Below are 14,362 nucleotides of genomic sequence, written 5' to 3' on the forward strand. Positions count from 1 at the left end.
CTTCGGCTCGTTGGCCGCGACGAGTGGGGATGCGCGCCGTTTGCGGCTATCGAAATCTTATGCATTGTGCCGCGATGGTGCGCCACTGGACATTACCTGCCACGTAAATTATATACCAGTCGTTATGGAAATTGAAACCGTCACCGACACTGGTTTGCAAGCCGCCGCGCACAAGGGGCGGCCGCGCGAATTTTGCGTCGATGAGGCGCTCGCCGCGGCGCTGCGCGTCTTCTGGTCGAAAGGCTATGAGGGTGCGTCGATGGCCGACCTCACCGAAGCGATGGGCATCACGAAGCCGAGTCTTTATGCCGCCTTTGGCAACAAGGAAGCGCTCTTCAACAAGGCGCTCGACCTCTATGAGCGCGAAAAGCTCGACTATATGCAGGCCGCGCTCGCCGCGCCGACCGCGCGCGGCGTCGCCGAACGGCTGATGCGCGGTGCGCTCGACATGTATTGCTGCCCCGAAAATCCGAACGGTTGTCTGGGCGTGATCGCCTCGGTCGCGTGCGGCACGGGCGCCGAGTGCATCCGTCAGGCGGTGCTCGAACGCGGCGCGGCGGCGAAACGCGCGATGCTCGACCGGCTGGCGCGCGCCAAGGACGAGGGCGATTTTCCCGCGGATACCGATCCCGAAGGGCTCGCCGCTTTCCTGATGGCGGTGAATCAGGGCATGTCGGTGCAGGCCGGCGCGGGTGCGACGCGCGCCGAACTGGAACGGCTGGTCGAAACCAGCCTCAAGTTGTGGCCGGGGCGCTGAGCGGCACTTGTTCGCCAAGCGGGCGTTTGTATGTCGGGTAAAGGCCCTGAAAGAATTATTTTTACTGCCCGGTACAGAATGCGCTTGACGCAGCGCAGGACGACTTATATACCACTCAGTATACAAAGATAGGACTCTCCCCCGGAGCGGCCGCTGTGTGACAGGATCATGCGGCGGCCGGATCCACCAGCAGCATGAAACAATCCCGGGAGCGGGCTCGACCCGGCCGGGCGCCGATGGCGTTCGGCCCAAGAAAAAAGGGCCCGGTGCGCGCTCCATGGATGCGCGGCGCCGGACGGGGCGGCTGTCCTCTGCCACGAGGGCCGTCCGCACATGAGGACCGCAATCGCAACGCGGCGGAAGCAGCGCTTCCGGCGACGGGTTTCTGCGCCCCCTTTCCCGTGGCCGGGGCGCGGCGACCGAACCGAACGAAGAGAAGAGGGCATAACAATGACCGTCCACACCCCGATCGAAAAGCTCGACCCCGCCGACGCGAAGGTCCGCCGCGAATTAAAGACTTTACTCCGTCCCGCACGCGGTCGCCGCGCGGCGTGGATCGGTGCTCTGATCGTGCTGGTCGCCGGCGCCTGGTGGCTGCTGCGCGACGGCACGCCGCAGGCCGCCGCCGCGCCCGCGCCGGTGCTGACCGTCGCCGCGCCGCTGACGCGCGACGTGACCTTGTGGGACGAATATATCGGCCGTTTCGAGGCGTCGAAAGCGGTCGAGGTGCGCCCGCGCGTGTCGGGCGCGATCACCGCAATTCACTTTACCGACGGCCAGATCGTCCGGCAGGGCCAGCCACTCTTCACCATCGACCCGCGCCCCTATCGCGCGGCGCTTGCCGAGGCGCGCGCCGCGGCGGCGAGTGCACGCAGCGACCTGGCGCTGGCGCGGCTCGAACTCGAACGCGCGAGCCGCCTTGTCGACATCGAGGCGGTGTCGCAGAGCGAAATCGACCGGCTGCGCGCGCGGGTCAATGCGGCAACGGCGGCGCTTGCGGGTGCCGATGCCCGCATCGCGGCGCGTGCGCTCGACGTCGAATTCACCACCGTTCGCGCGCCGCTGAGCGGCCGCATTTCGGATCGCCAGATCGACGCGGGCAACCTTGTGTCGGCGGGCGATGCCGGCGGCACCTTGCTGACGACGATCAACGCGCTCGATCCGATTTATTTCACCTTCCAGGGATCCGAAGCGCTGTTCCTCAAGACCAAGCGCGAGGGCGGTGACAGAGGCGCCGATGTCGAAGTGCGGTTGCAGGACGAAAGCGATTATCGCTGGAAGGGCCGGCTCGACTTCACCGACAACGGCCTCGATCCGCGGTCGGGCACGATCCGCGCGCGCGGCCGCTTCGCCAATCCCGAGATGTTCCTGACCCCCGGCATGTTCGGCAATATGCGCCTGTCGACCGGCCAGACGACGCGCGCGCTGCTGGTGCCCGCCGCCGCGGTGCAGACCGATCAGGCGCGCAAGATTGTCTATGTCGTCGGCAAGGACGGCATGGTCGCGGCAAAGCCGGTCGAAATCGGCCCCGACGTCGATGGCCTGCGCGTCATCCGGTCGGGACTGGCGCCGACCGACCGCGTCGTCATCAATGGATACCAGTTCGCGCGCCCCGGCACCAAGGCCGAGACGAAGGCGGGCAAGATTGTCGCGGCGACGCCGAAGCAGGCGGCGACCGGGACGAACGAGCCGGTGTCGGCGCAGGCGACCTTCGCGCGGTGATATTGATTTAGCCCCTCCACTTCAGGGGAGGGGTCGGGGTGGGGGCGCGCGGTGTCCCCCCAAGGCCGACGGCTCCCACCCCGCTGCGACTAGGCAGCAAGCTGCCAAGTCTCGCTGCCCTACCCCTGAAGGGGAGGGCTGAGCAGAACCATTTAAGACAGGGGCTCTCCCATGCGCCTTTCACGCTTCTTCATCGACCGACCGATCTTCGCCGCGGTCATTGCCGTCATCATCACCATCGTCGGTGCGGTCGCCTATATTGGCCTGCCCGTGTCGCAATATCCCGACATCGTCCCGCCGACGGTGACGGTGACCGCCACCTATCCGGGCGCGTCGGCCGAAACCGTTGCCGACACGGTGGCGGCGCCGATTGAGCAGGAAATCAACGGTGTCGATAACATGCTCTATATGAGCAGCCAGTCGACCGGCGACGGCGTCGTCACGATTACGGTGACGTTCAAGATCGGCACCGACCTCGATGCCGCGCAGGTATTGGTGCAAAACCGCGTTGCGATCGCGACCCCGCGCCTCCCTGAAACGGTGCAACGGCTGGGGGTGGTGACGCGCAAGACCTCGCCCGACTTCCTGTTGATCGTGAACCTGGTGTCGCCCGACAAGTCGCTCGATCGCGCCTATATTTCCAACTATGCGCTGACCCAGCTGCGCGATCGGCTGAGCCGTCTCGACGGCGTCGGCGACGTGCGCCTGTTCGGCAGCCGCGATTATGCGATGCGCGTATGGATCGACCCCGGCCGCGCGGCGGCGCTCGACCTGACCGCGGGCGAGATCGTCGCGGCGCTGCGGCGCGAGAATGTGCAGGTCGCCGCGGGATCGCTCGGCCAGCCGCCGCACGCCAATGGCAGCAGCTTCCAATTGAATGTGGAGACGCAAGGCCGCCTGACCGACCCCGCGGATTTCGCGAACATCGTCATCCGCAGCGATGCCGACGGGCGCCAGGTCCGCGTGTCGGACGTCGCGCGCGTCGAGCTGGGCGCGTCCGATTATAATAGCAACACCTATTTGTCGGGCGATCCGACGGTCATTCTCGCGACCTTCCAGCGCCCCGGATCGAACGCACTCGCCGCCGCCGAAGCGGTCGAGGCCGAAATGGCGGCGGCGTCGAAGGACTTCCCCAAGGGCCTTGAATATCGGGTTATCTACAACCCCACCGAGTTCATCGCCCAGTCGATCGACGCGGTGATGGAAACGCTGCTCGAAGCCGTCGTCCTCGTCGTGATCGTGATCCTCGTTTTCCTGCAGAAATGGCGCGCGGCGATCATCCCGGTGCTGGCGATCCCGGTGTCGCTGATCGGCACCTTCGCGGTGCTGGCCGCGGTCGGATACAGCCTCAACAATCTGTCGCTGTTCGGGATGGTGCTGGCGATCGGCATCGTCGTCGATGACGCGATCGTCGTCGTCGAGAATGTCGAGCGCAATCTGAAGAAGGGCATGAGCGCGCTGGAGGCGGCGCGCACGTCGATGGACGAAGTGTCGGGCGCCTTGGTTGCGATCGTGCTCGTGCTTTGCGCGGTGTTCGTGCCGACCTTGTTCCTCACGGGCCTTTCGGGTGCCTTCTATCAGCAGTTCGCGGTGACGATCTCGACCGCGACGATCATCTCGCTGATCCTCTCGCTCACCTTGTCGCCCGCGCTCGCAGCGATCCTGCTGCGCGGCCACTCGGCGCCGGTGAACGAAGGCCGGGGGATGCAGATGATGCGCGCCGCGGGCGATGCGTTCAATCGCGGCTTCGAGCGGATGAGCGATCGCTATGCGCGGCTGACCGCCCGGCTTGTGCGTGCGCCCAAGAAGATGATGGTCACCTATGCGGGCCTCATCGCCGCGACCGCTGGCCTGTTCTGGGCGACACCGACGGGGTTCATCCCGGCGCAGGATCAGGGCTATTTCCTTGTCGTTGCCAAGCTGCCCTCGGGCGCCTCGGTCGAGCGCACCGATGCGGTGCTCAAAAAGGTCGCCGCGCGTGTTCTGCCCGTCGAGGGCGTACTGGGGTCGGTGATGCTCGCGGGCTTCGACGGCCCGTCGCAGACGCTCGCGCCCAATTCAGCTGCCGCCTATTTCCCGCTCAAATCGTTCGAGGAGCGGAAGAAGCTCGGCGTGAAGTTCGAGGACATCATGGCCGAAGCGCAGAAGCGCACCGCGGACATTACCGAGGCGCAGATCGTCGTCATCCCGCCGCCGCTGATCCAGGGGATCGGCTCGGCAGGCGGTTACCGGATGATCGTGCAGGATCGCGGCGGCAACGGCTATGCGGCGCTGGCGAACGAGTCGAACAATCTGATAGGCAAGGCGAACACGACGCCGGGGCTGATGAACGTCTTTACCTTCTTCGATCCCACCAACCCGCGCGTCTTTGCCGACATCGACCGCGCGAAGGCGAATGCGCTGGGCGTGCCGCCCGAGCGGGTGTTCGAGGCGTTGCAGGTCTATCTGGGGTCGGCGTTCGTCAACGACTTCAACCTGCTCGGCCGCACCTATCGCGTCACCGCGCAGGCCGATGCGCCCTATCGCCAGAGCGTTGCCGACATCGCCAACCTGCGCACGCGGTCGGACAGCGGCGCGATGGTGCCGATCGGGTCGGTCGCGAACTTCGAGGACCGCACGGGACCGTACCGCGTCACGCGCTACAACCTGTTCCCCGCGGTCGAGATCGACGGCGATACCGCGCCGGGATCGTCGTCGGGCCTGTCGCTGACGACGATGGAAAAGATCGCGTCCGAAACGCTGCCCGCAGGTTACGGCACCGAATGGACGGGCATCGCCTTTCAGCAACAGGCGGCGGCGAACACCGCGGCTATCGTCTTTGCGCTCGCGGTGCTGTTCGTCTTCCTCGTCCTCGCGGCGCAATATGAAAGCCTGGTGCTGCCACTCGCGATCATCCTGATCGTGCCGATGTGCCTGCTCGCGGCGATGATCGGCGTGAATTTGCGCGGCATGGACAATAATGTGCTGACGCAGATCGGGCTGGTCGTGCTGATCGCGCTTGCCGCGAAGAATGCCATCCTGATCGTCGAATTCGCCAAGCAGGCCGAGGAACAGGACGGGCTGTCGCCGATCGACGCCGCGGTGCGCGCCGCGCGCGACCGCCTGCGCCCGATCCTGATGACGAGCTTTGCCTTCATCCTTGGCGCGGTGCCCTTGCTCATCGCGAGCGGGGCGGGAGCGGAACTGCGCCAGGCGCTTGGCACCGCGGTGTTCTTCGGAATGCTCGGGGTGACGGCGTTCGGGCTCATCTTCACGCCGACCTTCTATGTCGTCTGCCGCGCGCTTGGCGACTGGCTGGCTGCGCGGAAACGCGGGTCGGATGGGCACGGTGCGGCGCTGCCGGTGCCGGCGGAATAAGGAGAAAGACTATGGTGCTCCGCAATCTTGTCACCGCCGCATCGGCGCTTGCGCTCGCCGCCTGCGCCGTGGGCCCCGACTATAAGGCGCCGCAGTCGGCGTCGGCGCCCGTCGCTAACGGGCCGTTCCTCTCGGCGAAAAGCCCCGCGGTGTCGCTCGATCCGGTCGCCGCCGACTGGTGGCGCCTTTACGACGATCCCGTGCTCGATGCGCTCGTCGCCGATGCGCTCGCGAGCAACACCGACGTGCGCGTCGCGGTTGCCAATATCGCCCGCGCGCGCGCGTCGCTGCGCGGTGCGCGCGCCGACCGCTTGCCGCAGGGCGCGATCGGGGCAGGCGCTAATTATGGCCGCAGCCCCGAAGGCCAGCGCCTGCCGGGCGCGGATCGTGAGGATTGGGCGGTCGATGTCGGATTGAACGTGTCCTACGAGGTCGATCTGTTCGGCCGCGTCAGCCGCTCGGTCGAGGCGGCGCGGGGCGATGCCGAAGCCGCCGAGGCCAATGCCGACGCGGTGCGCGTGATCGTCGCGGCCGATACGACGCAGGCCTATGCCGATGCATCATCGGGCGCGGCGCGGCTCGCGGTTGCGCGGCGGATTGTCGAATTGCTCGATCAACAGGTGAAACTGACCGAGCGGCGCAAGGAGGTCGGCATGGCGACCGGGCTCGACCTTGCGCGCATCACGACGCTGCGCGACCAGCGCGCGGCGGACATCCCCTCCATCGAGGCCGAACGGCAGGCGGCACTCTTCCGCCTCGCGACTCTGACCGGTCGCGCGCCCGCGGCGCTCCCTCCCATCGCAGCGGACCGCGCCATCAGCCTCGAAATCACCGATCCCATCCCGGTCGGTGATGGGGCGGCGCTGCTCAAGCGCCGTCCTGACATTCGCGCCGCCGAACGCCGCCTGGCCGCCGACACCGCGCGCATCGGTGTTGCGACCGCGGACCTGTATCCGCGCATCACGCTGGGCGGGTCGGCCGGGTCCACCGGTGCGGGCTTTGGCGATATATTCGGCGGCGGGCCGCTGCGCTGGCTGCTGGGGCCTTTGCTCAACTGGGCCTTCCCCAATCAGGAGCCCGCGCGCGCGCGCATCGCCGCCGCCGAGGCCGATACGCAGGCGTCGCTGGCCGAATTCGACGGCGCGGTGCTGCGCGCTCTGGAGGAGACCGAGACGGCGCTATCCTCCTATGCCCGGTCGCTCGAACAAAGGCAGGCGCTGCGTGCCGCGCGCGATCAGGCCGAACGCGCGGCGCGGATCGTACGCGCCAAGCGGCAGGAGGGCGCGTCGGACTCGCTCGAATGGCTCGATGCCGAGCGGACCTTTGCGGAAACCGAGGCGGTGCTTGCAGCGCAGGATGCGCAGATCTCGCGGCGGCAGATTGCGCTGTTCCGCGCGCTGGCGGGCGGCTGGTCGAACCAAAGCTCCTGACCCCCGTCAATTCGTCGGTGCGGAGCAGGGGCCTGCTTGGCACTGGACGATCGGGCGGCTAGTGGGGCGCCGCCGAAGCCTGCTGTGCCTTTGGAGGAAAAGATGATTACGTGCGTCGTCGATTACCGCATCAATCCCGACCAGATCGCTGCGTTCGAAAAATTCGCCCGCGCGTGGATATATCTCGTCAACAAGCATGGCGGGCAGCATCACGGATATTTCCTGCCATCCGAAGGCGCCAGCGACCGGGCGTTCGCGCTGTTCAGTTTTGAGAGCCTGGCCGCCTATGAACGCTATCGCCAGCTGTTCGGCGTCGACGCCGAATTCATCAAGGCGGATCGCATCCGCGACGCAAGCGGCTGTGTCATCCGGTACGAGCGGATGTTCATGCGGCCGCTGCTGCCTGCCGACGTGACGGGCATTCCCGAGGGCCTCGAATAGAAAGTCCCGGCAGTCTGCGCTCTGGCGGGCGGCCGGTCGCGTAAGGCTGCTCACCTTTATGAACCGTCATCCCGGCCTTCGCCGGGATGACGATGTAGGGAGGGCCGGGTGACGGAACCCAACCACACCATCGTTTACGCGGCTTTTACCAGTCCCGGTGCACAAGATTTACCGATATTGTGGCTGGGGATAAATGATGGACACCATGCGCGGACTGCTTTCGGGCAGTCACGGCCAGGACGACGAGGCGATCGATGCGCCCGCGGCCGTCGGCGTCGACGAACGGCGGATGCAGGTGCGCGCGTATAATCATTGGGCGTCGCTGCTCGCCGACCGCGCTTATCCCTCGGTCGAGGATCTCGACCTTGAAGGCGCCGATTTCGGTCCCAACGCGGTTCTGCTCGATTTCACGCAGGGGCTCGATAACCCCGGCATCGCCTTCCTTGGCGAACGGCTACGTGACGAATCGCAGATCGCCGAGGATGTCCATTATATCAGCCAGATCCCGGGCCGCTCGCTGCTGTCGCGGCTGACCGACCATTATCTGCAAATCATCGCCAATCGCGCGCCGATCGGTTTCGAGGCCGAGTTCGAGAATGATCGCGGCGTGACGATCATGTATCGCGGCATATTGCTGCCCTTTTCGTCCGACGACGACACGATCGATTTCATCATGGGCGTAATAAACTGGAAGGAAGCGGTTCCCGCCGAACAGGAAGCGGAATTGCTGCTGTCGGTCGAGCAGGCGCTGCGCAGTGCCGCACCGCTGACCGCGCCGGTGCCGGTGTGGGCCGACGGGCCCGACTCGCTGCACCTCGACGACGAATATCGCGTCGATGCCGCGCCGGGATTTGCCGCACTGGGAGACGTTACCGACCGGATCGGCGACGCCGACGGTGAGGACGACGACGCAGAAATGTCTGCCGATCCGGGCGCCGATGCCGAACTGGCCGACTGGCTTGCGCTGGCGCGCGAAACCGCCGAGCGCGCGATCGCCGCCGACAGCCGCAGCCGCAGCGCGCTGTATCAGGCGGTCGGCAAGGCGTGGGACTTCGCGCTTGCCGCCGAGGAACAGCCCGACGCCTTTGCCGCGCTGCTCGACGACGCCGGGCTGAAGGCGCAGGACCGCGCGCCGATGACGCCGGTGGTCAAGCTGGTTTTCGGCGCGGCCTATGACAAGACGCGGCTCGCCGAATATGCCTGCGCGCTGAGCCATGCGAAGGAAGTGGGCATCGCGCGCGGCGCACTTGCGGCCTATCTCGACAATTATCCGGGAGGGCTGAAGGGGCTGGTCAAGGATGCCCGCAAACGGCGCAAGCCGACCGCGACCGAGGAATCGTCCGAAACCGGACTGACCGTTCTGCGCAAGGCGCAGCCGGCGCTGATCCTGGAACATGACGCGGGCGACGCTGAATTCGTGCTGTTAATCGCGCGCGCCATGCCGGGCGGCCATGTCGGCATTGTCGCCAAGGCGGCCGACGATCCCGCGTTGGTCGCAAAGATCGCCAAGAAGGCAATCGCGATTACGTCGTAGATTATGATCCTCCCTGTGCCGCAGGCATGGGGAGGGGGACCGCCGCCGCAGGCGGTGGTGGAGGGGCCGCGACGTCGGCGCAAAAGCCCCTCCGTCAGCGCTTCGCGCTGCCACCTCCCCATGGCTTCGCCACAGGGAGGAGCGATTGCGCTGCGTAACAGACAATCCCAAAATTGAAATATTTTTGCGCGACGCACGAACGAGCCCTTGAGCCGCGCGCGCCAGAGGCGCATAGGGGGCGGCAGCGAACGGACCCCCGCCGATCGTCGGCTGGGATCCCTTTTTGTTCGGGATGCTGCACCTTATGCCCAAGATTCTGTCCGACACGCCGGAAACGGACACGCCGACCACCCCCGTCAAAATCCCTGCAAAAATTGCCGCCGCCTATCTGGAAGCGCTGGAAGGCAGCGCGCTCCCCGGCGAGGGCGACGACATGGACCGGGCCGCGCTTGTCGAGGCAAGCCAGTTCGCCGCGCGCGCGGCGCTCGAGCGCGCCGCCGAAACGCCGTCGCTGCTGCTTGAACCGATCGCGGGCGAGGGGCCCGACCGCCGGATGCGGCTGGTCATCATCAACGACGACATGCCCTTTCTCGTCGATTCGACGTCGCAGGTGGTGGTGGCGCAGGGGCTGGTCGTTCACCGCATCCTCCATCCCGTCATCGCGGTGAAGCGCGACGCCAAGGGGCATTTGCAGGAAGCCGGGACCGGGGACACGCGCGAGTCGGTTATCTATATCGAACTCGAACGCGGCGATGCACGCGCGCGACGCCGGTTGCTCGACGCGATCGAGGCGGCGCTGCGCGACGTGCGCGCGGCGGTGCGCGACTGGCGCGCGATGCGCGCGGCGATGCTCGCCGACGCGGCGATGCGCGTCGAGGGCGAGGGCGCCGAACTGCTGCGCTGGTTCGAGGGCGGGTCGATGACCCAGCTCGGCCATGAATGGCGCACGCGCGACGGCAAGGTTCACGATCCGCTGGGGATCAGCGAAAGCGGCGAAAGCCAGCTGTTGTCGCCCGCGGCGCTCGATGCAGCCTTTGCCTGGTTCGATGCGGGCGGGCACGCGCCGTTGCTCATCAAGTCGAACCGTCTGTCGGCGGTGCATCGCCGTGTGCTGCTAGACCTGGTCGTCGTGCCCGAGCTGAGGGGCAAGAAGGTCGAGCGGCTTTCGATCCACGCGGGGCTGTGGACGAGCCAGGCGCTGTCGACGCCGCCCGCCAAGGTGCCCGTCCTGCGCGCGCAGCTCGACGCGCTGATGACCAAATTCGGGTTCGATCCCGCGGGCCATGCGGGCAAGGCGCTGGCGCACGCCCTGACCGCGCTGCCGCACGACCTGCTCATCGCGTTCGACGCTGCTTCGCTCGAGGAGCTGGTGCTCACGTCGATGTCGATCACCGACCGGCCGCGGCCGAAGCTGGTGATGGTGCGCAGTGCGCTCGGCCGCCACCTGTTCGCCTTTGTCTGGCTGCCGCGCGACGAGGTGTCGACCGGGCGCCGCATCGCGGTCGAGGCGATGCTGGTGCGCGAGGCGAAGGCGGGCGTGATCGGCTGGACGATGGTGCTTGAGGATGGCGGAGCGGCGCTGCTGCGCTATACGCTCGATCTGCGCAGCGGCGGCGTGGTGCCCGATACCGAGGCGCTCAACGCGCAGCTCGAACAGATGGTCCGCGGATGGCAGCCCGAGGTCGAGGCGGCGCTGGCGAAGCGCGGCGATCCGGGCCGCGCGGCGGCGCTCGCGGCGCGCTTTGCGCCGGCGTTTCCGCCCAATTACCGCAATCTTTACAATCCCGAAGAGGCGGCGCGCGACATATTGCGGCTGCGCGATCTGGACGCGGCGAACCCGCGCAGCGTCCGGCTGGCGAAGAAAAGCCTCGACGGCGACGACCGGCTGCGGCTCAAGGTCTATAGCGCGGTCGGGCCGCTTGCGCTGTCCGACGTCGTGCCCGCGCTCGAACATTTCGGATTCAAGGTGCTCGAAGAAATTCCGACCGCGCTCGGCCCGACGCGCGGCCCCGGCGGCGACAGCGATGACGATACTCCGATCGTCATCCACGACTTCACGCTGCGCCTGCCCGCCAATGTCGACGAACTGGCGCTTCTTCCCTATGCCGCGACGATCGAGGGCGCGATCGCGGCAGTGCTCGACGGCCGCGCCGAAAATGATGCGTTCAATCAGTTGGTGCTGACCAATCAGACCGATCCGGGGGCGATCGTCTGGCTGCGCGCCTGGTTCCGGTACCTTCGGCAGGGCGGCTCGGCTTATGGCATGGACACGGTGGTCAGCGCGCTGCGCCACGCCCCCGCGGTTACGGCCGCGCTGATCGAGCGGTTCCGCGCGCTCCACGATCCCAAGTCGCGCGACGCCGCGCGCGCCGAGGCGCTCGATGCCGAGATCCAGGCGGGTTTTGCGGGCATCAAGTCGATCGACGAGGATCGGATTCTGCGCCTGTTCCATGCGGTGATCGGCGCGACGCTGCGCACCAACGCCTTTGCGCCCGCCGCCGAGGAAGCGTTGGCGTTCAAGATCGATTCGAGCCTTGTTCCCGGCCTGCCCAAGCCGCTGCCGTGGCGCGAGGTCTGGGTCTATTCGCCGCGCGTCGAAGGCGTACACCTGCGCGCAGGTCCCGTTGCACGCGGCGGCCTCCGCTGGTCCGACCGCCGCGACGACTTCCGCACCGAGATCCTCGGGCTGATGAAGGCGCAGCGCGTGAAGAACGCGGTCATCGTGCCGACCGGCGCGAAGGGCGGCTTCTATCCCAAGGCGCTTCCCGACGTGTCGCTCGACCGCGACGCCTGGTTCGCCGAGGGCACCGAATGCTATCGCATCTTCATCCGCTCGCTGCTGTCGATCACCGACAATCTGGTCGCGGGCAAGGTGGTGCATCCCAAGGGGGTGGTAATCCGCGACGGCGACGATCCTTACTTTGTCGTCGCCGCCGACAAGGGCACCGCGACCTTCTCCGACGTGGCTAACGGCCTGGCGATGGAACGCGGCTTCTGGCTCGGCGATGCCTTCGCGAGCGGCGGGTCGAAGGGCTATGACCACAAGGCGATGGGCATCACTGCCAAGGGCGCGTGGATTTCGGTGCAGCGCCACTTTGCCGAAATGGGCGTCGATGTGCAGAGCGACACGATCCGCGTCGTCGGCTGCGGCGACATGTCGGGCGACGTGTTCGGCAACGGGATGCTGCTGTCGAAGGCGATCAAGCTTTGCGCCGCCTTCGACCACCGCCACATTTTCCTCGACCCCGATCCCGATCCGGCGAAAAGCTGGAAGGAACGCGCGCGAATGTTCGATCTGCCGCGGTCGAGCTGGGACGATTATGACAAGAAGCTGATCTCTAAGGGCGGCGGCGTTTTTCCGCGCAGCCAGAAGAGTATTCCCCTTTCGCCCGAAGTACAGGCGCTGCTCGGCCTGTCGGTGAGCGAAATCGACCCCGGCTCGCTGATTTCGGCGATCCTGAAGGCGCCTGTCGACTTGCTCTGGTTCGGCGGCATCGGGACCTATGTGAAGGCCGCGAGCCAGAATAATGCCGAGGTCGGCGACCCCGCGAACGACGCGCTGCGCGTCGATGCCGAGGATCTGCGCGTGCGGGCGGTCGGCGAAGGCGCGAACCTGGGCGTCACGCAGGCGGCGCGCATCGCCTTTGCGGCGAAGGGCGGAAGGATCAACACCGACTTCATCGACAATTCGGCCGGCGTCGATTGTTCGGACAATGAGGTCAATATCAAGATCGCCCTCAATCGCGAGATGACCGAAGGGCGGTTGTCGCAGGACGATCGCGACGCGCTGTTGCTGCGGATGACCGACGATGTGGCGGCGCTGGTGCTCGAGGACAACCGGCTTCAGGCGCTGGCGCTGTCGATCGCCGAGAAGGGCGGATCGGCGGCGGTTCCGTCGCTGGTGCGGATCATGGAGACGTTCGAGGCGTCGGGCCGGCTCGACCGCAAGGTCGAGGGGCTCGCCGCGAACGACGAACTGCTGCGCCGCGCCGCCGAAGGGCGCGGGCTGACGCGCCCCGAACTGGCAGTGCTGCTGTCGACCGCGAAACTGGCGTTGCAGGATGCGATCGAAAACAGCGATCTGCCGAACGACCCGGCATTGGCGAGTGACCTTGCCGCGGCCTTCCCGGCCGAGATGCAGCGGGATTTTGCCGCCGCGATCGCCGATCACCAGCTGCGCCGCGAAATCATCGCGACGAAGGTGGCGAACCGCATGATCAACCGGATGGGCATCGTCCATCCGTTCGAGCTGGTCGAAGAGGAAGGCTGCGCGCTCGGCGACGTCGCGGCGGCGTTCGTCGCGGTCGAGCGGCTGTTGGGAATGCCGACGATCTGGGCAGAGCTTGATGCGGCGAAGGTCGACGAAGCGATCCGCTTGTCGCTGTTCGCGCAGGCCGCGTCGGCGATGACGTCGCAAATGGCCGACCTGCTGCGCGTGACGCAATCGCTGTCGCAGCCGGGCCCGGTCGTGGCGCGGCTCGAACCCGGGGTCGACCGCCTCAATGAAAGCGTCGACGGCTTGCTCAGCCCGTCGGTGCGGCGCCAGTGGGAGATGCTGACGCAACAGCTGCTCGACGCCGGCGCGCCCGAGGCATTGACGTCGGCGGTCGTGCGGCTGTTCAAGACCGACGGCGCGATCGGCATTGTCGACCTGGCCGAACGTCGCGGCGACGACGAAGTCGCGGTGACGCACGCTTTCACCCATTTGGGCGAGGCGTTGGGACTCGACTGGGCGCAGACGCTGGCGGCGCATATGAGTCCCGCCGATCCGTGGGAGCGGCTGCTCGTCAACAGCCTGGCGCGTGATTTCCAGCAGATGCGGCTGGGGTTCCTCGCAGGGCTGCCCAAGGGCGATCTGGATGCGGCGGTGACCAAATGGCTTGCCGATCATGGTCCGCGCGTCGAACAGTTCCGTTCGACGGTCGACCGCGCGCGGATGATCCCGAACCCCAATGGCGCGATGCTGTCGCATATTGCGGGGCAGGCGCGCGGATTGCTGGCGCGTTAGGTTTTCGTCATTGCGAGCGACGCGAAGCAATCTCCAGCTGACGGCCTTTCACGACCGATAGCTGGAGATTGCCGCGTCGCCCCGGATCAAGTCCGGGGCTCCTCGCAATGACG

At 66.7% G+C, this 14,362-nt stretch carries 7 protein-coding genes; all 7 read left to right on the top strand.

Annotated elements, in window-relative coordinates; genetic code table 11:
- Positions 1-124 precede the first annotated feature (124 nt).
- The 7 genes from VSX77_RS09570 to VSX77_RS09600 all read left to right on the top strand — a co-directional run bounded on the left by VSX77_RS09570 (position 125) and on the right by VSX77_RS09600 (position 14,249).
- Positions 125-757 carry a TetR/AcrR family transcriptional regulator gene (locus tag VSX77_RS09570; protein ID WP_338424377.1) on the top strand — a complete coding sequence of 211 codons (633 nt, stop codon included), beginning with the start codon at positions 125-127 and terminating at the stop codon, positions 755-757.
- Positions 758-1,207: 450 nt separating this feature from the next.
- Positions 1,208-2,479 (top strand): efflux RND transporter periplasmic adaptor subunit, encoded by a 1,272-nt coding sequence (locus VSX77_RS09575; RefSeq protein ID WP_338424378.1) that lies wholly within the window; start codon positions 1,208-1,210, stop codon positions 2,477-2,479.
- Positions 2,480-2,650: 171 nt separating this feature from the next.
- Complete coding sequence (locus VSX77_RS09580) at positions 2,651-5,836, top strand: efflux RND transporter permease subunit (RefSeq protein WP_338424379.1); 3,186 nt, start codon at positions 2,651-2,653, stop codon at positions 5,834-5,836.
- Positions 5,837-5,847: 11 nt separating this feature from the next.
- Positions 5,848-7,266, top strand: coding sequence for an efflux transporter outer membrane subunit (locus VSX77_RS09585; protein WP_338424380.1), 1,419 nt, complete (start codon positions 5,848-5,850; stop codon positions 7,264-7,266).
- A gap of 102 nt (positions 7,267-7,368) precedes the next feature.
- On the top strand, positions 7,369-7,707 hold the full coding sequence (locus VSX77_RS09590) for an NIPSNAP family protein (RefSeq protein WP_338424381.1): 339 nt from the start codon (positions 7,369-7,371) through the stop codon (positions 7,705-7,707).
- A gap of 196 nt (positions 7,708-7,903) precedes the next feature.
- Entirely contained in the window at positions 7,904-9,241 is a 1,338-nt protein-coding gene (locus VSX77_RS09595; RefSeq protein WP_422397214.1) for a hypothetical protein, read from the top strand.
- A 304-nt stretch (positions 9,242-9,545) separates the two neighbouring features.
- The gene (locus tag VSX77_RS09600) at positions 9,546-14,249 is read left to right on the top strand and encodes an NAD-glutamate dehydrogenase (RefSeq protein ID WP_338424383.1); all 4,704 of its coding nucleotides are present in this window, start codon (positions 9,546-9,548) and stop codon (positions 14,247-14,249) included.
- Positions 14,250-14,362: the final 113 nt, after the last annotated feature.

The organism is Sphingopyxis sp. TUF1 (genome assembly GCF_036687315.1).
GTDB classification, from domain to species: domain Bacteria; phylum Pseudomonadota; class Alphaproteobacteria; order Sphingomonadales; family Sphingomonadaceae; genus Sphingopyxis; species Sphingopyxis kveilinensis.

What these genes read in the sequence shown, in the direction of transcription:
- VSX77_RS09575 (WP_338424378.1), top strand. Translation starts at nt 1,208, where the DNA reads ATGACCGTCCACACCCCGATCGAAAAGCTCGACCCCGCCGACGCGAAG.
- VSX77_RS09570 (WP_338424377.1), top strand. Translation starts at nt 125, where the DNA reads ATGGAAATTGAAACCGTCACCGACACTGGTTTGCAAGCCGCCGCGCAC.
- VSX77_RS09590 (WP_338424381.1), top strand. Translation starts at nt 7,369, where the DNA reads ATGATTACGTGCGTCGTCGATTACCGCATCAATCCCGACCAGATCGCT.
- VSX77_RS09595 (WP_422397214.1), top strand. Translation starts at nt 7,904, where the DNA reads ATGGACACCATGCGCGGACTGCTTTCGGGCAGTCACGGCCAGGACGAC.
- VSX77_RS09600 (WP_338424383.1), top strand. Translation starts at nt 9,546, where the DNA reads ATGCCCAAGATTCTGTCCGACACGCCGGAAACGGACACGCCGACCACC.
- VSX77_RS09585 (WP_338424380.1), top strand. Translation starts at nt 5,848, where the DNA reads ATGGTGCTCCGCAATCTTGTCACCGCCGCATCGGCGCTTGCGCTCGCC.
- VSX77_RS09580 (WP_338424379.1), top strand. Translation starts at nt 2,651, where the DNA reads ATGCGCCTTTCACGCTTCTTCATCGACCGACCGATCTTCGCCGCGGTC.